The organism is Xylophilus sp. ASV27 (assembly GCF_016428875.1).
In the GTDB taxonomy this organism is placed as follows: Bacteria; Pseudomonadota; Gammaproteobacteria; order Burkholderiales; family Burkholderiaceae_C; genus Xylophilus.
The window spans coordinates 1-18092 of record NZ_JAELTO010000093.1 but is presented as its reverse complement, the minus strand read 5'-3'; the positions used below and the strand labels follow the sequence as shown (position 1 = coordinate 18092).

Below are 18092 nucleotides of genomic sequence, written 5' to 3'. Positions count from 1 at the left end.
CTCGGTGAAGCTCGGGCTGCAGGCCAAGCGCAAGCGCGCTGGCTGGAGCCTGCCCTATCTGGAGCACCTCATGGGCATGGGAGCGGCTCTGGGGATGGGGGGCTCTGGTTAGATGCGATTGCCCTGGCGCCGGGCCGCGTTCGCTATGCTAAAGATAGCTTGAAGCCTTAGAACCGTCTATGTTTCATTGCAGTTAAATACTGAAGTCATGATCCCTCCAAGGCTTGAAGCTATATATTCAGTAGCATCAATCCACCGCTCCGGCGCGTTCGGGCCGCAGCATGCGCAGCCCGTTGGCCACCACCAGCAGGCTGGCGCCCATGTCGGCGAAGACCGCCATCCACATGGTGGCCTGGCCGGCCAGCGCCAGCCCGAAGAACACCAGCTTGATGCCCAGCGCCAGCGCGATGTTCTGCCACAGCACGGCATGGGTGCGGCGCGACAGGCGCACGGTTTCGGCCACGCGGCGCAGGTCGTCGTTCATGATGACCACGTCGGCGGTCTCCATGGCCACGTCGGTGCCGGCCGCGCCCATGGCAAACCCCAGGTCGGCGCGCGCCAGCGCGGGCGCGTCGTTGATGCCGTCGCCGGCCATGGCGGTCATGCCGTGCTGCTGCTGCAGCGCGGCGATGGCGGCGAGCTTCTGCTCGGGCAGCAGGCCGGCCTGCACCTGCTCGATGCCGGCCTCGCGCGCCGCGGCCCGCGCGGCGGCGGCATGGTCGCCGGTGAGCATGACCGGCACGATGCCCAGCGCGCGCAGGTCTGCCACCGCCCGCGCCGCCTGCGGCCGCAGGGTGTCGGCCACGGCGAACAGGGCGCGCACGGCGCTGCCGTCGGCCAGCAGGGTGACGCTGCGGCCCTGGGCTTCGTGCGCGGCCACGGCCTGCTCGACGGCCGGGTTCCACAGGCCGCGCTCCTGCATAAGCCGGCGGTTGCCCAGGTGCCACTGCGCGCCGCCGACGCGCGCGGCCACGCCGCGGCCGGGCAGGGCGCTGAAGTCCTCCACCGTGGGCAGCGATGCCGGGGCGTCCAGCCCGGCCACGATGGCCTTGGACACCGGGTGGTCCGAGCGCGCGGCCAGCGCCACGGCCACGTCGGGCGCGGCGTCGTCGCCGAAGCCGTGCTGCGCCACCAGCACCGGCCGCCCGGCGGTCACGGTGCCGGTCTTGTCGAAGGCCACGGCGCGGATGCCGCGCGCCTGCTCCAGCCAACTGCCGCCCTTGATCAGGATGCCGCGCCGCGCCGCCGCCGCCAGCCCGCTCACCACCGTGACCGGCGTGGCCAGCACCAGGGCGCAGGGGCAGGCGATCACCAGCAGCACCAGCGCGCGGTAGACCGCGTCGAGCCAGCTCCAGCCCAGCAGCAGCGGCGCGCCCACGGCGACCGCCACGGCCAGCACGAAGACGGCGGGCGTGTAGATGGCGGCGAAGCGGTCGACGAAGCGCTGCGTGGGCGCGCGGGTGGCCTGGGCCTGCTCGACCGCGAGGATGATGCGGTCCAGGGTGGTGTTGCCGGCGGCCGCGGTCACGCGGAATTCCAGTTCGGACTGCGCATTGAGCGTGCCGGCGTACAGGCGGTCGCCGGGCGCCTTGTCCACCGCCAGGCTTTCGCCGGTGACGCTGGACTCGTCCACCGCGCCGCGGCCGGTGCTGACCGTGCCGTCCAGCGGCACCCGGGCGCCGGGGCGTATGCGCACCACCGCGCCCAGCGGCACCTGGGCCGCGGGCAGGGTCTGCCAGCGGCCGTCGGGCTGCTGCACCTCGGCCTGCTGCGGACTCAGCGCCAGCAGCGAGCCGATGGCGTCGCGCGCCCGGCCCACGGCGCGGTCCTCGATGCGCTCGGCCAGGGCGTACAGCGCCATCACCATGGCCGCTTCGGGCCACTGCCCGATGAGGAAGGCGCCGGTCACGGCCACCGCCATCAGCGCGCTGATGCCCAACTGGCCGCGCAGCAGCGAGCGCAGGCCGCTGCGGTAGATGCCCAGGCCGGCCAGCAGAATGGCCGCGCCGGCCAGCAGCATGCCGGCGCCATGCCAGAGGGGCATGTCCGGCCCGAGCAGGTGCAGCAGTTCCGCGCCGGTGGCTGCCGCCAGGGCTGCCGCGATGCGGCCCCAGCCGGGCAGCGCGCCGTGATCGTGGCCGTCGTGCGCATCCTGCGGCGCCGCGGCCGCGCCCGATGGAGCGCAGCCACCGCCGCAGCAGGACACCTCGATGCGCGGCCCCGCGCCTGCGGCAGCGGCGTGGGCATGGTCATGGCCCTGAGGATGGGGGTGCGTATCGCGGTGAGCGTGCGTGTGTTCGGTCATGGGTCTTCCAGATGGCGAGAGGAGGGCGTGCCATGATTGAAAACCCTGAAGCCGCTCGAAGGTCAAGCCATGTCCCGCCAAAGCCCCTGCCACCGCATTGGCGATGCCGCCCGCCTGTCGGGCGTGTCGGCCGCCAACATCCGCTACTACGAGAAGGAGGGCCTGCTCCAACCGCAGGTGCGGGCCGAGAACCGTTACCGCATGTACAGCGACGATGAGGTGCACCGCCTGCGCTTCATCCGCCTGTGCCGCGCCATGGACATGTCGCTGGACGAGGTGCGCACCCTGCTGGCGCTGGACCTGGGCGACAACGGCGACTGCGCGCGGGCGCGCGGCACGCTCACCGCCCACCTGGAACACGTCCGCGAACGGCTGCAGGAGCTGCAGGCGCTGGAGGCCGACCTGAGCGCGCTGCGCGACCGCTGCGACGGCCAGGAGCAGCGCTGCAGCATCATCGAGGCGCTGCACGCACGTGCCGATGCGCAGGCCACCGGCGAGCGGCCGGCGGCAGGGCCGCGGCGCCACGTCTAGCGGCAACGGATCGCCGGCCTGCAAGCGCTTCTTGCCCCACGGCCCCGCGATGGGACACACTGTTGCAAAATACTCCGCCCTCAGACCTTCGCGCGGCCATCCCGGCCCACTCTCCAGAATGCTAGACCAGAACACACCTCCGATGCTCAAGAAGATCGCGGTGGATCAATTGCGTACGGGCATGTACCTGCACAAGTTGGGCGGCTCGTGGTTGAAGCACCCGTTCTGGCGCAGCGCCTTCCTCCTGGAGAGCCAGGACGACCTGCGTTCGGTGCGCGAATCCGGCATTGGCGAGGTCTGGATCGATACGGCCAAGGGCAAGGACGTGGAGGTGGGCGCTGCGGCGGGCAGCGCGCCGGCCGAAACCGTAGAGGAGGCGGCGCCGCCACCGCCACCGCCGCCCGTGGCCTTGCCCCGGCACCGTCCGGCCAGCTTCGAGGAAGAATTGGAGCGCGCGCGCGGCCTGTGCTCGCTGGCAGGCGAGGCCATGGCCTCGATGTTCTCCGACGCGCGCATGGGATGCGCCATCGACACGGGCACCGCGCTGCCGATGGTGGAGGACATCGCCGCCTCGGTGGCCCGCAACCCGGCAGCCTTCATCAGCATCGTGCGCCTGAAGAGGCGCGACGACTACACCTACATGCATTCCGTGGCGGTCTGCGCGCTGATGGTGGCGCTCGCGCAGCAACTGGGCTGGGAAGAGGCGCGGGTGCGCGAGGCCGGCATGGGCGGGCTGATGCACGACCTCGGCAAGGCCTTGACGCCGCTCGAAGTGCTGAACAAGCCAGGGCGCCTCACCCGGGAGGAGTTCGAGATCATGAAGCGCCACCCCGAGGACGGCTGGCGCATGCTGCGCGAAGGCGGAACCGCCAGCGACATCGTGTGCGACGTGGCCTTGCACCACCACGAGAAGTACGACGGCACCGGCTATCCGCACGGGCTGGCCGGTGAGGACATCAGCGTGTTCGCGCGCATGGGCGCGCTCTGCGACGTGTACGACGCGGTGACCTCGGTGCGCAGCTACAAGGAGCCCTGGGACCCGGCCCTGACCATGCGCAGGATGGTGAGCTGGAAGGGCCATTTCGACCCGGTGCTGACCCAGGCCTTCGTCAAGAGCGTGGGCATCTACCCGGTGGGCTCGCTGGTGCGGCTGGCATCGCAGCGCCTGGCGGTGGTGGTCGAGACCAATGCGCAGGCGCTGCTGCATCCGCGGGTCAAGGTGTTCCATTCGGCCTCGCGGCACGAGCCGCTGCCCCATGTGGTGCTGGACCTTTCGCGACCGCATGGGCAGGACAGGATCATCGGCGTCGAGGACCCGCAAGCCTGGGGATTCAGCGACCTGGACGCGCTGTGGCTGCCGGGTCCGGCCAGGAGGCCGGCGGGCTCCTGACGCGGCTGCACCTCAGACCGGCAAGCGAGACGGGAGCACGGCGTGCGCTGGATGCGCTGGCGCAGTGGGCCGAACGGGCAAAAAAAGCATGGCTGGTCGGGCGGACCGATGGCTAGCAAAAACGACCCTTGGGGAGAAACATCTCCCGGAGTCGCCCCACGATGAAACCGGAGAGGGCTGTGGCGCCGTGCCTGCATCATACCAACAATTGAAAATGATTCGCAATTAGAATTCGAGCTGCCACCGCTCCTGGTGGCAAATGAGCAAGGAGCGCAATCCCATGGCCTGCAAGACCAGCGACTACGACGAGCTGCTGCATGAGCACCAGGTATTGCTCGCGGCCCACGGACAGGCGCAGGCACGGTGCAGCACCTTGCTGGCGCGGCAGGCGGCCGAGATCGCGAAGCTGCAGGCGCAGCTCCTGCGCCTGCGCGCCGAGGTGCTGCGCCGGGATACCGCACTGGCATTTGAGCGCGAAGACCGTGCGGCGCTCGAGGCCTCCCTCCCGGGGCTGCCGCGCAGGAGGGCGCTGATCCGCCACGTCGAGGCCCTGCGTGACCGCCTGCAGCGCCTGCTGGGCTCCCGCAGCGCCTTGCAGCCGCCCCAGCCCGCGCCAGCGAAGCCGCCCCCGGCCGCGCCGGACGCCCTGCGCGAGAAATCGGTGCTGTGTGTCGGGCGCGATGCTGTTCAACTGATCGCTGCGCAACATGTCGTGGAACTCGCCGGGTGCCACTTCTTGCACCATGACGGCAGCGATGCCGACGAGCATGCCGCATTGCTGGAGTCCAGCCTGCTGGCGGCGGACCTGGTCATCTGCCAGACCGGCTGCGTCAGCCACGGTGCCTACTGGCGTGTACAGGACCACTGCCGACGCACCGGCAAGCGCTGCGTACTGGTCGAACAGCCCCAGGCGCTGCACTTCGTGCGCCGCCCGGCCCCCCTAGAATCGGAGCCCCATGCGCCTTCCCGCCCCATCCACGAGCCGCCATGAGGCGCTCGCCCGCAGCGCCCTGGACAACCGCCATGCGTAGTCCTTTCGGCCTGTTGGGTCTGGTGTTGGCGCTGCTGATCGCCGGCCTGCTGGCCAAGGCTGCGCTGCGCGGTCCGGCCACGCCGCCGGCAGGCGGGACGGCAGCGGCGGCGGACGTCCTCCAGCAGCGCGACCAGGCCGTGCAGCAGGTGCAGAAGGCACTGGACGAAGCCGCCGACACGGCGCGCAGGCAGCGCGATGCCGCAGAGCAGCGCTGACGCCGTGCCGCCGCCCGGCTCGGACGCCGGCTGGATGCGGGTTGCGCTCGAGCAGGCGCGGGCCGCGGCTGCTGCCGGCGAAGTGCCCGTTGGCGCCGTGCTGGTGCGAAATGGGCAGATGCTCGCCGGCGGACGCAATGCGCCCATCGCGGGCCGCGACCCGACGGCCCATGCCGAAATCGTCGCCTTGCGCGCCGCGGCCGCGTCCCTTGGCAACTACCGCCTGGAGGGCTGCACGCTCTACGTGACGCTGGAGCCCTGCGCCATGTGCAGCGGCGCGATGCTGCACGCGCGCCTGGCGCGGGTGGTGTACGGTGCGCCCGACCCGCGCACCGGTGCGGCAGGTTCCGTGCTCGATCTGTTTGCCGAACCGCGCATCAACCACCAGACCCGGGTGCAGGGCGGCGTGCTGGCCCAGGAATGCGGCGCGCTGCTGCAGGATTTCTTCCGGCAACGGCGCGGCGCGCAATTGGCCGCTCGCGCCCCCGCGCTGCGCGAGGATGCCTTGCGAACACCTGAGCGCCGTTTCGAGGCGCTGCCCACGGGCGCCGCGGCATCGCACTACTGGGAGCACGACGGCCTGCGCCTGCACCTGCTGCTGGCCGGGGCAGGGCAGGGGCCCTTGTGGTTGTGCCTGCATGGTTCCAGCGCCTGGAGCCTGCGTTTCGTGCCGCTGCTGGAGGCACTGGCCGCGGCCGGCCAGACGGCCGTGGCGCCGGACCTGGCCGGCTTTGGCCGCAGCGACAAGCCCAAGCGCGAGGACTTCCATCGTCCCGAGTGGCATGTGCAGTCCTTGCTTGCGTGGCTTGCCAGCCGGGGTGCGCAGCCCTGCATCCTGGTCTCGGAAGCCGGCGTTGCAGGCCCTGCCGGCGCGTTGCTGCGCGCGGCGCCGGAGCGCTTTGCCGGATGGCTGCTGCTGCCGCCCCACGGGGCGGAACCCGAACTGGACGATGTGCCGTACCCCGACCGCGGCCACCGCGCGGGCCCGCGCGCGCTGGCGGCCTGGCACGACGATGCGCAGGCCGCCAGCGCCCTGGCACCGGAGCGCGTGCTGCGCCTGGACGCCGATGCAGGCGGCAACCCCGCGCAGATCGTGCGCCTGGCTGTGGAATACTTTCGCGCAGGCGCGGCGTCCGCCGCTCTCTGATCTTCCCTTCACCTGGAGACGGCCGCACCCGCCGGCCGCCATGAACTTGTCCGCTGCGAAACACCACCACGACCACCACCACCATGCCGATTGCGGACACGCGCATGGCCCGCGCCATATCTACGTCTATTCCCCTTCGGGCGCCGTGCGCGACAAGGCGGCTTTCCGCCGCGGCGTGGCACGCCTGCGCGCGCTCGGGCATGAGGTCGAGATCGACCCCGACGCGCTCGCCAGCCACACCCGTTTCGCCGGTGACGACGCGACCCGCCTGGCCGCCATCCACCGGGCCGCGGCCAGTGGCGCGGACGTGGCGCTGATCTCGCGCGGGGGCTACGGCATCAGCCGGCTGCTGCCGGCCATCGACTACAAGGCGCTGGCCAGGGCCGCGCGCCGCGGCACCCGCTTCGTGGGGCTGAGCGACTTCGTCGCGCTGCAGACCGCGCTGCTCGCCAAGACCGGCGCCGTGACCTGGGCCGGGCCCGCGCTGGGGTCCGACTTTGGCGTGGACGGCGAGCCGGACGACATCATGCAAGCCTGCTTCGACGATCTGCTCACAGGCCAGGGCGAAGGCGCGGGCTGGCGCATGCCCAAACCGCGCGAAGAATCAAAATTGATAGCGCAAGGCCCAGAATCCACTAAGGCTTCAGGCGATTTTTATATAAAAAAGGGCCTGCTCTGGGGCGGCAACCTGGCGATGCTCGCCTCCCTGGTGGGCACGCCCTACCTGCCCGACACCAAGGGCGGCATCCTGTTCCTGGAGGACGTGAACGAGTCGCCCTACCGGGTCGAGCGCATGCTGACGCAACTGCTGCACGCCGGGGTGCTGGCACGCCAGAAAGCCATCATCTTCGGGCAGTTCACCGACTACAGCCTCACGCCGCACGACAAGGGCTTCAAGCTGCGCAGCGTGATCGACTGGCTGCGCACTCAGGTGAAAGCCCGCGTCATCGACGGACTGCCGTTCGGCCACGTGCCGACCAAGGTGCTGCTGCCGGTCGGGGCAGAAGTCTCCCTCTCTGTCGAGGGGCGCGATGCCCTGCTGTACTGGGGGCATGTGCACTGAGGACCCTGCTGCGCGCTACGCGGTCTGCCGCATCCGTGTGCGTATCGTCTGCGCCAGCCCCGCGATCGACAGCGGCGCACAGCCTTCGGCCTTGTTGCTGACGGTGATGTAGGCCGGGTGGCCCGCGCGGGTCGTGGCGATGGCGACCTTGGCCAGCGCTTCGCGGGTTTCCTCGTCGACATCGTGCAGGCGGTCGAAGGGCTCGTAGAGTTGCTTTGCGTCCTCGTAGCCGTACAGGCCGTGGACAGGGTGCAGGTTCCAGCGGCACACCAGCGGCCCCGGCCAGAGCGCGCGCAGCATGGGCAACTGCTCTCCGATGCGCGGCATCTTGGCGTGCAGGCCCAGGCAGTAGGTGGCGCCCGTCTCGCGCAGCGCCTGGGCCAGTTCGGGCGTGATCCATTCGGGGTTGCGGACCTCGACCGCCATCACTCCGTCTGGAGCGTGCGGGCGCAGCGCAGGCAGGGCCTGCAGCATCGCGCGCAGGCGTTCCAGGATTTGCGGCAATCGTCCCAGCATCGGCCCTGGCAGGGGGCTGAGTTGGAACACCAAGGCGCCGAGCCTGGCCCCGAGCCCTTCTAGCGCGGGCGCCACGAACTCCTGCAGCGCCAACTGCGGATCCAGGAAGGCCGGGTTGGCCTGCAGGCCGCGGCCATCCTCGCCGCGCACCATGGCATCGGTCACCAGCCCCGGCGCTTTCACCACGAAACGGAAGTCCGGCGGCACCTGCGCCGCATAGGCCGCGTACTGGCTGGCGGTGAGCGGCCGGTAGAACGCGCGGTCCACGCACACGCTGCGAAACAGCGGGTGCTGGCTGTAGGCGGGCAAACCGCGCTTGGACAACGCGGCCTCGGGGTGTTCATCCGCCCAGACCATGCCGGTCCAGCCGGGGTAATTCCACGAGGAAGTCCCCAGCCGCAGCAGCGAGGGCAGTTCCGCTGCAAGCGCCTGATGTGCCGGATCGGGCGCTTGTGCTGCGATGGCTGCCTGCGCGCGGGTTCTGGCCGCAGCGCCGGACGGCGCGGGCCGGGGCGCCGGCTCCTCCGCGTCAAAGGAAAAAAGCGAATCCTGCATGGCCAATGGAGGAGGGGCCCTGCGGCCGGCGGCTTATTTCTCTTTCTTGCCGCGTGGCATGACGGCCGTGACCGGCGGCGTGGGCCGGTCGGACAGCACGGGGGTTTTGGGTACCGAACGGTCCTTCTTCGGCTTCTTCGTCATCTTCTCGTTGCGTTGCTGGCCTTTGGCCATGATGGCCTCCTGTTCCTGTGAATGGCGCCGGCGAAGTGCCGACGGCCCATCCTACTGCGCCAAAGAGCGCCTCAAAGAAGCATGAACATCGCCGCAGCGACCGCAGTCGGCCCCAGCGCGCCGAGCAACAGGCCGCCGGCGCCGATCGTCTCCTCTGCGAATCCGCGCCTGAGCAGGGCCACGCCGGCCGGGTTCGGCGCATTGGCGATCACGGTCAGGCCGCCGCCAGCCACCGCACCGGCGACCAGCATGTACTGCGATTGCGGGGTGATACCGGTAATCAGCGAGCCCAGATAGGTCAGCGCGGCGTTGTCGGTGATGGCCGTCAGGCCCAGCGCACCGAAGAACAGCGCCATCGGCGTCAGGCCCGAAACGATGGGCTGCAGCCACCAGTGCTGCATACCGCCCAGCACCACCAGGCCCGCCAGGAAGAAACCGACCAGCAATGCCTCCTTGAGGATGAGCGGGCTCTGATGACGTTCATACGCCTGGGTGAAGCCAAGGAACATCAGGAACAGGCCCAGGAACACGACCGGATGGTGCGCAGACAGCACCACGCCCACCAGCAGTCCCAGGTGAACCGCGACCACCGACACGGGGACCGGCACGCCGTCTGGAACGGTGTCGCCGCGACCGATCGAAGCCGGGAGCAGATGCTTGCGCAGAGCCAGCGCAGCAACGGTCGCGTTCACCATCACACCCAGCGCCGCCTTCCAACCGAAGGTCGCGAGCATGAAGGCACTGTCCCATTGCCATGTCGTCGCCACCATCAGCACCGGTGGCGCGGCATAGGACGTGAGCGTGCCGCCGATCGAGACGTTGACGAACAGCACCCCCAAGGCCAGGTACTTGACCTTCTCGGGCACCTGCGGCCGAAAGATCTGCGGCGCCAGCATCAACGCCGCGATGGTCATGGCGGCCGGCTCGGTAATGAGCGAGCCCAGCAGCGGCACCGCCGCCAGCCCCAGCCAAGCGGTGGCCAAGGGCGTGGAGACAGGCAGCATCCTGGCGGCGGCATTGACGGTGGACATCACGGTGAGCAGCACCGGCCGCGACGCGGCGATCACCATCACCACGAAGACGAACAAGGGCTCCGTGTAGTTGCGCGATTCGACGTAATCCAGCGCCGGCGCACCGCCAGCCATGAGGGCCATGGCCAGCACCAGCACGATGGCCCAGAAGCCGAAAACGACCTCGACTTCCCCCAACAAGTGGAACAGGCCCGCGTGGGCCGGATAGCGCCGGGACAATTGCTCGAATTGCTTGGCGACGAAGGTATGCAGCAGGGCAATGGCAAAGATGCCGGCGGCAACCCACTGTAGCGCGGTATCTGACATGTAATTCCTGGTCATGGCAAAGCCCGCGAGGCGGCCCGACCATCGCTGAAACCTGGAACACCACCAAAGCCGGCGCACCACCCAGTCAGCGATCTTACGCGGAAGTTCGGGGAGGAAATTCGGGAGGTGGATTTTGACTATACATAATATACATCGTATAAAGTCAACCATGCCTGCAGGCACCGATCCCTCCGACCTCAAGGACCGCGCCCAGCTTGGCGCGCGCTTTCGGGCCATGTACCGCAGCCTGGGCCTGGACCGGTGCGGCGCCGCGAAGCTTCTTCGCGTCTCGGAGCGCACTTTGCATAACTGGGAAACCGGCCGCCATCTGGTGCCCTATGCCGCCTACCGGTTGGTCCGCCTGGAGTGCCGCGCGGAACTGCCCGGGGCGGCCTGGGCCGGCTGGTCGTTCATCGCCGGAGCGCTGGTGTCGCCCGAGGGCCACCGGTTCGTCGGCTCCGACTGCAATTGGTGGTCGCTTTTTGTGCGGCGAGCCCGGCTGTTCCATGTCGTCTACCGCGAGAACCTCGATCTTCGTCGGGCCATGGGTGCTGCGCGCCCGGCCGAACGGGACCCGCAAGGGGCACGTTCGGCCGGGAGCGAAGCACCGGCCCCCCGCAGCAAGCGGAGCGTGCGGGGGGCCGGCGCGGAGCGCCGGGCTTAATTTATTAACAAGACACTTTAGAACACGTAATTCCTCGCGGGCCGTGTTCCCTTGGGTCGTAGCTATGAAAGTTGTAGCGTTATGGTGAACAAGCAACAGTCATTCACGCGAAAGAAGATTCGTGAGTTCGGAACTGATGCGGCCTATCACGAGATAGTGAGGCGGTTTGAGAACAGTGCTCCCGTGTCACCTTTGCTGCGGTCGTTGGTGGCGCGCCTTGCGTCCGATACGTGGGCCGATGTGACTGGTGGCACCGGCGTGGTGCTGGTCGATGGCAAGCCGGTCGACGCTCCTCGCAAACGCGGCCGTCCGCGCAAGGGGGTCTGATGGGGCCATCTGCGTTCGTGGTGCTGGCGCTTGGCCCTATTGGGCTCTGTGCGGCGATCTGGGGTGCGTCTGCACCCTACCCCTCGCTCTCGGCCGTACAGCCGCTGGCGGGGCATTCCATGCAGCCCGCAAGGGCGCATTAAGCGGGGAATCCGGGCGGATAGGCCGCTCGGACCCCCTGACCAAAACCCAAGTGACAAGGACTTGAAAAATGGCTGACTCGAAGTCTATCCCGGCTGACGCCGATGCTCTTGCTACGCATATCTCTGAGCTATTGCAACACAGCTCCGCTGCGTATGAATTTGCCCTTGAACTGTCCACATTGTTTGAAGGAATCGAGGGCTTGGAGTCCTCGCCCAAGTGGGTCTTCACGCTGTCCCGCATGGCTGGGCGCGTAACGGAAAACGCGGATATTGCTCACGTCAGGGCGTTGCGCGTGTGCTCGGCGCTCGGCCTGGAGCGTGTCTGATGAGCACATTCACCGACCAGCTCTACCGCCAATGGCTCCGCTCCCACCTGGACGAGCGCGAGCGTTGGATGGCCGATGCCCGCGCTGCTGCAGCCCGGTGGCGCGCCATGGCCGCGAAACCCGCCACTGAGGCCTAGCGCGACAAGGGAGTAGCCCGGCATCGTCGTGAGGCGCCCCGGGTCGAAACCTCCGCCGCCAGCGGTCGGCCCGCTGGCGCCGGCAGATCGCGGCAACAAGCGCAGCGCAGTGCCGTCCACGCGCCACCGGTTGATCCCTCGTGCGTCAGCACCTCTGCTCAAGCGCCCTGCTCGCCGCGTAGCGCTGCTGTTACGTCCACCAGGCGTCTATCGCGCGCCTGATAAGCCGGGTGTTCTGTGGCGGTCGATTATGTGAATAACTATTGCCTGAGTACCCGTTTAAACTGAGAATGAAGGTTCTTCAGATGAAAACAGATAATCCATCTGATATACATCGTATAAAGTAGAAAGCCGTCGTATCCGCATTGTCGGGAAAGACCTATCGTGTCAAGCGCCCGATCCTTCGGATCGATTGCTCACACGGGCCTCCATCAAAACCGCCTAGGACTTAGGAGCCTCGTTGACGCACGGGTCGGACTCTAGGGACTTTGCCCGAGGGTGTCAACTTTTGATACATCCCCAAGGTCCGTCGAGGGCTCCGCTGCGCCATCGCGCGCTACAAAGTTTGGTCTCGCTACCACCTGTCCATGCGTGCATCCTTGGTCCAGGGCCTTGTCCAGGTTCGGTCTCATTGCGGCGGCAAGCTCCTGCGCCGTCGCGTACCCATAGCTGCGCGCCATCGCCACGGCTCTGGCACGGTGGCCCGCCGGCATGGCCTGCAGGGCGCGCTCGACCGCCGCACTCAGGCGCTCTTCGTACTCCAGCCAGCAGCCGTCGCTCGCCGCATCGGCGATCTGGTCGCAGCAGGCACGCCAACTCACAGGATCGAAGCACTGCTGCATGTTGGCTCCTCGCATGGGCTAGACCATCTTGAGCACTGGATTGCTCGGCGGCACCGGCTGCACCCAGCGCGACGGCTCCACCAGCACCACGCAGGACAGGTGGCCGGCGATGTTGCCGCGGCTGTGGATGGCGTACCGCACGATGTTCGTGCGGTTCGGCCCCGGCAGGTGCCATGCGCACTTGATGACTTCCCGCTGCACGCGGGCACCCAGCTCCTGGGCCTGGTCTTCCCCCTCGGCTTCGCGCGCATACATGCGAAAGATCAGCGGCGATACCAGCGCCATGCCTTCCTCCACGAAATGCACCGGGGCGCCCGCTTCGTTGTACTTGAGCTCGCGGCTCACCAGGCTCTGCTGGACCCAGCGCAGGAAGGCCAGCGCAAGCTCGCTGGGCTGCGGCGCAGGCTTGTCCTGGTCCACGGACAAGCGCGGCAGCTTCTGCACCAGCAGCACCGGGGGCGGCTCGGCCGGCGCTGCATGGGATGAGGCTGCACGGGCTGGCGCGGCCGCCGCGCGCGGCATGATGGCCGGCAGATCCTCGAGGTCCTCGGCAAGGCGCCTGAACTCCGCGCTCACGCTGCGGTGCCACGGTGTTACATCGCTTGGTGCTGGTGCTGGTGCCGGTGCTGGTGCTGGTGCCGGAACGTCGGCCGCGCGCTGTTGTACGGCGGATTGGATTGCTGCAGTTTCTGGTGCCGGGCGTGCCTCGCGTCCGAGCGCAGGCCCTGGCGTTGCAGCAGCGGGTGGCCGCGTTGCGCCATGCTCGGATGATTGGCCGGTCCCCGGCGTGCCCTTCGCAGTCGCCTTCGACGGCGGCATGGCCCTCGGCTTCTTCTCCTGGCGCTGCAGCGCTGCAGCAGTTTCGAATGGGTCGAGGAAGTCGGAGTCGCTCACCAGGTAGGCGGCTTCTTCTGGCGCAATCTCGTGTGGATGCACCTTCGCAGAGCCTGTTGCAGTGTCAGAACTGCGAACAGTTGGCGCAGGTGCAACTGCTGCCTGTCTCAGCGCAGCAGCTTCATGGGCCTTGGGTGTCGCTACGCTGGCAGAAGAGATTGGCGCAGCTTCAGTAGGCCTGGCTGCAGGTGCCTCTGGCGCAGCTTTGGGAGGTTTGGTCGAAGGCTTCCTGAAGGCAGGCTCCCGCATGATGGCTGCGATCTTGTCGGGCTTGCCCTCCTGCTTCGTGGCCGCTGCCGCGGCAGGCTGCTGCAACTGCGAAACGTCGGAATCTGGCGCAGCTTCAGGTGCCTGGTCGGATCCTGGCGCAACCTCTTGGCCATGTCCTGCTGGATCAGGGACCCGCAACTGTGGCGCGGCCGCCTCCGCTGCCTCCTCTGCGTCCGCTGCGTCCGCTGCATCAGGCTTGCGTTTGTCGCGCAGCTGCAGATGGCCGCGCATCGGTGCCGGGTACTTGCTCTCGTGCGCGAACAGCTTGGCCAGCGGGAAGCGCAGCATGGCGAGCTCGTGCACGTAGCCGCCCTGCTGCTCCGCAGTGCCGCTGTCCTCCGCATGGCCATGCACGGTCACGTACCAGATGGCCTGGCCTGTCGCAGGGTTGAGCTCGATGGCGCCGTACTCCTGCCAGGTGTCGAAGAGCCGATCGTTCTTCGTCTCGCCTGGCACCGCTTCGTCAGGTTCGTGAGTCTTGATCCAGTCGCGCACGCTGTCGGCCAGGCGCTTGGCCACGAACCAGACCGAGCCCTCGTACACCCAGCCGGCGGCGCCGCTGCGGTTCAGCGGCAGCGTGGATCCCGTGCGCAGCATCGAGCCGATGGCCTGCATCAGCAGGTCGATGAGGGGGATGGCCTTGGCGGTAGCGAAACGCGCCTTGTGGCCGCTGAGCAGCGCGCGCTGCGTGGAGAGCTTGTCCGCCCGTCGCACGATCTGCGCGACCAGGCTGTCCTTGTCCTGCGCGCACAGGTACTTCTCCAGCGCGTCGAGCGCCTGGGGCGTGTAGGCGAGGAACTGCAGGGCGGATTCGGGCGCGATGCGCGGCAGCAGCAGCTGCGCCAGGCGCGCATGGGCGCCGTAGTCGCGCTGGCTCTTGGGCGCGAAGTCCACCAGGTACTCGGGTGCGGCGCGCTGGCCTGCGATCTGCATCAGGCTTCCTCCGGTGGGCGCCCAGCGGATCGAATCGGCCATGCCGTCGCAGCGCCACTGGATCCGCAGATCGGTCATGGGCTTGGCGATGTCGTGCAGCAGCGCGGCGAAGAACACCACGTAGGTCCACTGGTCGCGCTGCGCGTCGATCTCCTCGATTTCCGAACCAGCGGGCAGCAGATGGGCATTGCGCCAGGTGACCGCGGCCAGCAGCATCTCGATGGTGTGCGAGAGCAGCCCGCCGGCGTGGGCATGGTGGTGTGCCTCCGATGCCGGCATCAACTGGACGAATTCCGCGTAGCGGTGGATGGCGGGCAGTAGATCGCGCTGCCAGACCTCCAGGGACTGCCGCGACTGGCGCCAGATCTCCTGGAGAGCCTTGCCGGCCTGGACGGTGGTGAGCAGCTGCTCGGCGTTCAGCACCCGCACCCAGCCGGCCTCGCTGCCCGCCACGAGCGGGAAGTCGGCACGAGGTGGGCCGCAGGGCTCACCCGGTCCATTCCCATCGTGGCCCGCTTCGGCCAGCGCCTGGCTGGAGGGCTGCCGGGCCGGGCGCCCTGCCCTGCCCCACGGGATCATGGCGAGCAGTCTTGCGGCAATGGACTTCATGCCGCGCGCTGCCCCAGCAGATGCTCGGCGCACTGGAGCGAGAGTTCCAGGTTGCCCCTGTCTGGCGACCAGGTCGCCATGTCTTCGCCTGGCAGGCCTTCGGCCAGGAATTCAAGGAACGACTGGCGCTGCGGGTTCCAGCGCACACGCGGGCGCAGATCGGGTCCGCTCCAATCGCTGCAGGTGTGGATGAACTGCTGGCCCATGATCGCCCTGACGATGCTGTGCCAGGTCTTTTCGTCGCCAGGCACACCGAGCGGCCGGTCGGCCACGTGCTGCAGGAGGATCTGGCGCACGCACAGCACCGGGTCGTGTTCTTCTTCGAGGTGCTTCTCCAGGCCCTCGAAGCGTCCGAGCCAGAGGAGCAGGCGCACGGCATGCCGGCCAAGGTCGAGCTGCTGCAGGGCCTCTACGATGGTGAAGATGGCGCAGGTGCGGTCCATCGGGTCGCGCCCGAAATAGGGCGCGTCCTCCGAAGGGCGAACCGGCAGGTGCTGGCTGAAAAGGGAGGGGGTGCGGCCGGACTTGTCCATGGGGCCGCACGGTACCGGGGCCCACATTCGCCGTCAGCACGAAAACGCTCAGTCTGCTGTGAACGATTTACGCTTGAAATGCAGGCCAGAGTATGGTAGCTAGCCGCCCTCGTTACGGACGCCGGCCAGCGCATGCTGGATCTGGGTGTGCAAGCCGGGGAGATCTTGGTGGATGGTCTTCCAAACGATTCCAAAGTCCACTTTGAAGTATCCGTGTGCAAGGGCGTTGCGCATTTCGTAGGCGAACGACAGTGGCAATTCGGGATGCGCAGCCGCGAACTCAGGATGGTGCTTCTTGATGTTGTTGCTGGCCTCGCCAATGATTTCGAAGTTGCGGATCACCGCATCCTGCGCATACTCGTTGTTCCGGAATGCCACTTCATCCATGTCCCTGGTATAGCGGTCGATGCGCGTGATGGCTTCCATGATGTGCGCAAGATAGTCACCAAGGCGCGGCTGCTCAAGCGTCATACGGGGCGCGCCTCCGCCAGCACCTTGGCCCGGAAGTTGTCGGGCAGGGCGTTGGGCGTCAGAACATCCACACTCACACCGAGCAGCTGGCCGAGTTCATAGCGGATTGCGCCAATGTCGAACAGCGTCGTCTCCGAGGTCGGGTCGATGAGGATGTCCAGGTCGCTGTCATCCGTATCCTGGCCGCGCAGGACCGAGCCGAACACCCGCGCGTTGCGGGCGCGGTGCGACTCCACCACATGCCGGATCGCAGCGCGGTTGGAGGCCAAGGCTTCAGAGGGCTTCATGTCGTCTTCTCCCAGTGCAAAGTCTGGTTTTACACCATCACGGTGACGCAGGTCGTTGCACCGCGGAGCACGGCGGCGAGTCATGGCGCACAAGCGGCCCCGCAACGGCGCGTCACATCCACGACTGGGCCACCGCCTTTTGCGAGGGATGGCACGGCCACCGTGCCATCCCTCGCCCGTATCCGGTAGAGCCCTTTGCCGGTACCGGTAAATCCTTTGCGCATGCGACCGAAGTATGAGGAGCATGCGCGCCCTTTGGGTTGGGCCCCTAATCCTGTAGGACGCCTTTGCCCGTCGCCAGCAGCCCTCTGCTGGCCTTCCTTACAAGCCGTTTCTGCAACAAGCATTTTCCAACTCGTCTGTCAAGCGTAAAACCTGCTTTACGTAGCGAAGGGTTTCCGGTTGAGCGAACTGCGCGCCGGGCCGAGCATGCCGCCCTGGAAACGTACACGTTCCCCCCGGGCGGCCGCACTCTTCTTCATGGTTCTCTCTCTGGCTTGGCGGCCCGGGCTTCTTTCACGGAGTTTCCTCGCCCCATGACCCGGCATTTCTCCCGCAATATCACCGCCAGCGCAGTGCTGCTCCTGGCAGGCGTTGTGCATGGCGCCACGCCGCTCGTGGAGGGCAACAAGCGCATCCAGCTTGGCCGCTACACCACCGCCGATGCGCTGCCGCAGCAGAGCCTGAGCGAGCCGCTGGAGCTGGTGGCCCACATCACGTTCCCGCGTGAGCAGGTCTCGACCATCGGCGAGGCGATCGCATACACGCTGCTGCGCACCGGCTACGCGCTGCCGGAGCCCAAGGGGCTGGCGCCCGACGCCCAGCGCTTCCTGGCGCTGCCGCTGCCCGAGGCGCAGCGCACCCTGGGGCCGTTCTCGGTGCAGGACATCCTGAACGTGCTCGTCGGCAAGGCCTGGGTGTGGCAGGTCGATCCCGTCACCCGCAACGTCTGGTTCACGCTTGCCAGCGGCCCGGCGCCGCGCCGCCTGCAGCCGATCGTCTCGCCCTCCGCTGCGGCGGCCAGGCCCTGATCGGAGGACGGCATGCAGGATGCAGAGCACATGCGGGCGGACCCCGCCCAGGCGCCCTTCGACGGCCTTCCGGTGCCGCCGCCAGACGATATGTGGCCGCACCAGCTCGATGATGGCCACATGGCGCCTGCGGCGCCGCCGCGGGCGAACGCGGCGCCCGAGGAGCCGCCGCGCCGCTCCGGCCCTGTCTCTTATACACATCTCCGAGCCCACGAGACCGTACAGGAAATCGCGTATGCCGTCTTCTGCTTGAAAAGAGGGGGGGGGGGGGGGGGGGGGGGGGGGGGGGGGGGGGGGGGGGGGGGGGGGGGGGGGGGGGGGGGGGGGGGGGGGGGGGGGGGGGGGGGGGGGGGGGGGGG

20 protein-coding genes are annotated in these 18092 nt (G+C 68.2%); 11 read left to right on the top strand and 9 right to left on the bottom strand.

From position 1 onward, the window contains the following. Positions 1 to 247: 247 nt before the first annotated feature. Complete coding sequence (locus JHD63_RS17320; protein WP_198972046.1) at positions 248 to 2305, bottom strand: heavy metal translocating P-type ATPase; 2058 nt, start codon at positions 2303 to 2305, stop codon at positions 248 to 250. Between the two features lie 69 nt (positions 2306 to 2374). On the opposite strand from JHD63_RS17320, the gene JHD63_RS17315 reads away from it, so the two are divergent. The 6 genes from JHD63_RS17315 to JHD63_RS17290 all read left to right on the top strand — a co-directional run bounded on the left by JHD63_RS17315 (position 2375) and on the right by JHD63_RS17290 (position 7684). Next, positions 2375 to 2836 carry a MerR family transcriptional regulator gene (locus tag JHD63_RS17315; RefSeq protein ID WP_198972045.1) on the top strand — a complete coding sequence of 154 codons (462 nt, stop codon included), beginning with the start codon at positions 2375 to 2377 and terminating at the stop codon, positions 2834 to 2836. A 142-nt stretch (positions 2837 to 2978) separates the two neighbouring features. Then, on the top strand, positions 2979 to 4226 hold the full coding sequence (locus JHD63_RS17310; RefSeq protein WP_198972044.1) for an HD-GYP domain-containing protein: 1248 nt from the start codon (positions 2979 to 2981) through the stop codon (positions 4224 to 4226). A gap of 280 nt (positions 4227 to 4506) precedes the next feature. Continuing rightward, positions 4507 to 5217 carry a DUF2325 domain-containing protein gene (locus JHD63_RS17305; protein WP_198972043.1) on the top strand — a complete coding sequence of 237 codons (711 nt, stop codon included), beginning with the start codon at positions 4507 to 4509 and terminating at the stop codon, positions 5215 to 5217. Between the two features lie 32 nt (positions 5218 to 5249). Next, complete coding sequence (locus tag JHD63_RS17300) at positions 5250 to 5474, top strand: hypothetical protein (protein WP_198972042.1); 225 nt, start codon at positions 5250 to 5252, stop codon at positions 5472 to 5474. Beyond that, entirely contained in the window at positions 5455 to 6621 is a 1167-nt protein-coding gene (gene tadA, locus JHD63_RS17295) for a tRNA adenosine(34) deaminase TadA (RefSeq protein ID WP_198972041.1), read from the top strand. Before JHD63_RS17300 ends, tadA begins: the two co-directional genes overlap by 20 nt. Positions 6622 to 6661: 40 nt before the next feature. Further along, on the top strand, positions 6662 to 7684 hold the full coding sequence (locus JHD63_RS17290) for an LD-carboxypeptidase (RefSeq protein ID WP_198972040.1): 1023 nt from the start codon (positions 6662 to 6664) through the stop codon (positions 7682 to 7684). A gap of 15 nt (positions 7685 to 7699) precedes the next feature. Here JHD63_RS17290 and JHD63_RS17285 read toward each other — a convergent pair whose 3' ends face one another. From JHD63_RS17285 to JHD63_RS17275, 3 genes are all read right to left on the bottom strand, one after another. Next, positions 7700 to 8755: a DUF72 domain-containing protein gene (locus JHD63_RS17285; protein ID WP_198972039.1), complete on the bottom strand. Its 1056-nt coding sequence runs from the start codon at positions 8753 to 8755 to the stop codon at positions 7700 to 7702. Between the two features lie 33 nt (positions 8756 to 8788). Continuing rightward, positions 8789 to 8929: a hypothetical protein gene (locus JHD63_RS17280; protein ID WP_198972038.1), complete on the bottom strand. Its 141-nt coding sequence runs from the start codon at positions 8927 to 8929 to the stop codon at positions 8789 to 8791. 71 nt (positions 8930 to 9000) lie between these two features. Next, on the bottom strand, positions 9001 to 10281 hold the full coding sequence (locus tag JHD63_RS17275; RefSeq protein ID WP_370590561.1) for a putative Na+/H+ antiporter: 1281 nt from the start codon (positions 10279 to 10281) through the stop codon (positions 9001 to 9003). Between the two features lie 154 nt (positions 10282 to 10435). Here JHD63_RS17275 and JHD63_RS17270 point away from each other — a divergent pair, with 154 nt between their 5' ends. From JHD63_RS17270 to JHD63_RS17255, 4 genes are all read left to right on the top strand, one after another. Then, a complete protein-coding gene (locus tag JHD63_RS17270) occupies positions 10436 to 10930 on the top strand; it encodes a VC1465 family Xer recombination activation factor (RefSeq protein ID WP_198972037.1) in 495 nt (164 codons plus the stop codon). Positions 10931 to 11014: 84 nt separating this feature from the next. Then, on the top strand, positions 11015 to 11257 hold the full coding sequence (locus JHD63_RS17265; RefSeq protein WP_198972036.1) for a hypothetical protein: 243 nt from the start codon (positions 11015 to 11017) through the stop codon (positions 11255 to 11257). A 211-nt stretch (positions 11258 to 11468) separates the two neighbouring features. Further along, the gene (locus JHD63_RS17260) at positions 11469 to 11726 is read left to right on the top strand and encodes a hypothetical protein (protein ID WP_198972035.1); all 258 of its coding nucleotides are present in this window, start codon (positions 11469 to 11471) and stop codon (positions 11724 to 11726) included. Then, the gene (locus JHD63_RS17255) at positions 11726 to 11863 is read left to right on the top strand and encodes a hypothetical protein (protein ID WP_198972034.1); all 138 of its coding nucleotides are present in this window, start codon (positions 11726 to 11728) and stop codon (positions 11861 to 11863) included. Before JHD63_RS17260 ends, JHD63_RS17255 begins: the two co-directional genes overlap by 1 nt. Positions 11864 to 12342: 479 nt before the next feature. Here JHD63_RS17255 and JHD63_RS17250 read toward each other — a convergent pair whose 3' ends face one another. The 5 genes from JHD63_RS17250 to JHD63_RS17230 form a co-directional block, all read right to left on the bottom strand. After that, positions 12343 to 12705 carry a hypothetical protein gene (locus JHD63_RS17250; protein WP_198972033.1) on the bottom strand — a complete coding sequence of 121 codons (363 nt, stop codon included), beginning with the start codon at positions 12703 to 12705 and terminating at the stop codon, positions 12343 to 12345. A gap of 18 nt (positions 12706 to 12723) precedes the next feature. After that, the gene (mobH, locus tag JHD63_RS17245) at positions 12724 to 15411 is read right to left on the bottom strand and encodes a MobH family relaxase (RefSeq protein WP_198972032.1); all 2688 of its coding nucleotides are present in this window, start codon (positions 15409 to 15411) and stop codon (positions 12724 to 12726) included. Then, on the bottom strand, positions 15408 to 15944 hold the full coding sequence (locus JHD63_RS17240) for a hypothetical protein (protein ID WP_198972031.1): 537 nt from the start codon (positions 15942 to 15944) through the stop codon (positions 15408 to 15410). The genes mobH and JHD63_RS17240 overlap by 4 nt, the downstream gene beginning before the upstream one ends. 99 nt (positions 15945 to 16043) lie before the next feature. Then, positions 16044 to 16415, bottom strand: coding sequence for a HepT-like ribonuclease domain-containing protein (locus JHD63_RS17235; RefSeq protein WP_198972030.1), 372 nt, complete (start codon positions 16413 to 16415; stop codon positions 16044 to 16046). After that, positions 16412 to 16702, bottom strand: coding sequence for a nucleotidyltransferase family protein (locus tag JHD63_RS17230; RefSeq protein ID WP_198972029.1), 291 nt, complete (start codon positions 16700 to 16702; stop codon positions 16412 to 16414). The genes JHD63_RS17235 and JHD63_RS17230 overlap by 4 nt, the downstream gene beginning before the upstream one ends. 536 nt (positions 16703 to 17238) lie before the next feature. Between JHD63_RS17230 and pilL2 the strand changes: the two genes are divergently transcribed. Then, on the top strand, positions 17239 to 17733 hold the full coding sequence (pilL2, locus tag JHD63_RS17225) for a PFGI-1 class ICE element type IV pilus protein PilL2 (RefSeq protein WP_198972028.1): 495 nt from the start codon (positions 17239 to 17241) through the stop codon (positions 17731 to 17733). The last annotated feature ends 359 nt before the right edge of the window (positions 17734 to 18092 follow it).

Coding starts and splice junctions, on each gene's coding strand:
- JHD63_RS17320 (WP_198972046.1), bottom strand. CDS start 2,305: ATGACCGAACACACGCACGCTCACCGCGATACGCACCCCCATCCTCAG.
- JHD63_RS17315 (WP_198972045.1), top strand. CDS start 2,375: ATGTCCCGCCAAAGCCCCTGCCACCGCATTGGCGATGCCGCCCGCCTG.
- JHD63_RS17310 (WP_198972044.1), top strand. CDS start 2,979: ATGCTCAAGAAGATCGCGGTGGATCAATTGCGTACGGGCATGTACCTG.
- JHD63_RS17305 (WP_198972043.1), top strand. CDS start 4,507: ATGGCCTGCAAGACCAGCGACTACGACGAGCTGCTGCATGAGCACCAG.
- JHD63_RS17300 (WP_198972042.1), top strand. CDS start 5,250: ATGCGTAGTCCTTTCGGCCTGTTGGGTCTGGTGTTGGCGCTGCTGATC.
- tadA (WP_198972041.1), top strand. CDS start 5,455: ATGCCGCAGAGCAGCGCTGACGCCGTGCCGCCGCCCGGCTCGGACGCC.
- JHD63_RS17290 (WP_198972040.1), top strand. CDS start 6,662: ATGAACTTGTCCGCTGCGAAACACCACCACGACCACCACCACCATGCC.
- JHD63_RS17285 (WP_198972039.1), bottom strand. CDS start 8,755: ATGCAGGATTCGCTTTTTTCCTTTGACGCGGAGGAGCCGGCGCCCCGG.
- JHD63_RS17280 (WP_198972038.1), bottom strand. CDS start 8,929: ATGGCCAAAGGCCAGCAACGCAACGAGAAGATGACGAAGAAGCCGAAG.
- JHD63_RS17275 (WP_370590561.1), bottom strand. CDS start 10,281: ATGACCAGGAATTACATGTCAGATACCGCGCTACAGTGGGTTGCCGCC.
- JHD63_RS17270 (WP_198972037.1), top strand. CDS start 10,436: ATGCCTGCAGGCACCGATCCCTCCGACCTCAAGGACCGCGCCCAGCTT.
- JHD63_RS17260 (WP_198972035.1), top strand. CDS start 11,469: ATGGCTGACTCGAAGTCTATCCCGGCTGACGCCGATGCTCTTGCTACG.
- JHD63_RS17255 (WP_198972034.1), top strand. CDS start 11,726: ATGAGCACATTCACCGACCAGCTCTACCGCCAATGGCTCCGCTCCCAC.
- JHD63_RS17250 (WP_198972033.1), bottom strand. CDS start 12,705: ATGCAGCAGTGCTTCGATCCTGTGAGTTGGCGTGCCTGCTGCGACCAG.
- mobH (WP_198972032.1), bottom strand. CDS start 15,411: ATGAAGTCCATTGCCGCAAGACTGCTCGCCATGATCCCGTGGGGCAGG.
- JHD63_RS17240 (WP_198972031.1), bottom strand. CDS start 15,944: ATGGACAAGTCCGGCCGCACCCCCTCCCTTTTCAGCCAGCACCTGCCG.
- JHD63_RS17235 (WP_198972030.1), bottom strand. CDS start 16,415: ATGACGCTTGAGCAGCCGCGCCTTGGTGACTATCTTGCGCACATCATG.
- JHD63_RS17230 (WP_198972029.1), bottom strand. CDS start 16,702: ATGAAGCCCTCTGAAGCCTTGGCCTCCAACCGCGCTGCGATCCGGCAT.
- pilL2 (WP_198972028.1), top strand. CDS start 17,239: ATGACCCGGCATTTCTCCCGCAATATCACCGCCAGCGCAGTGCTGCTC.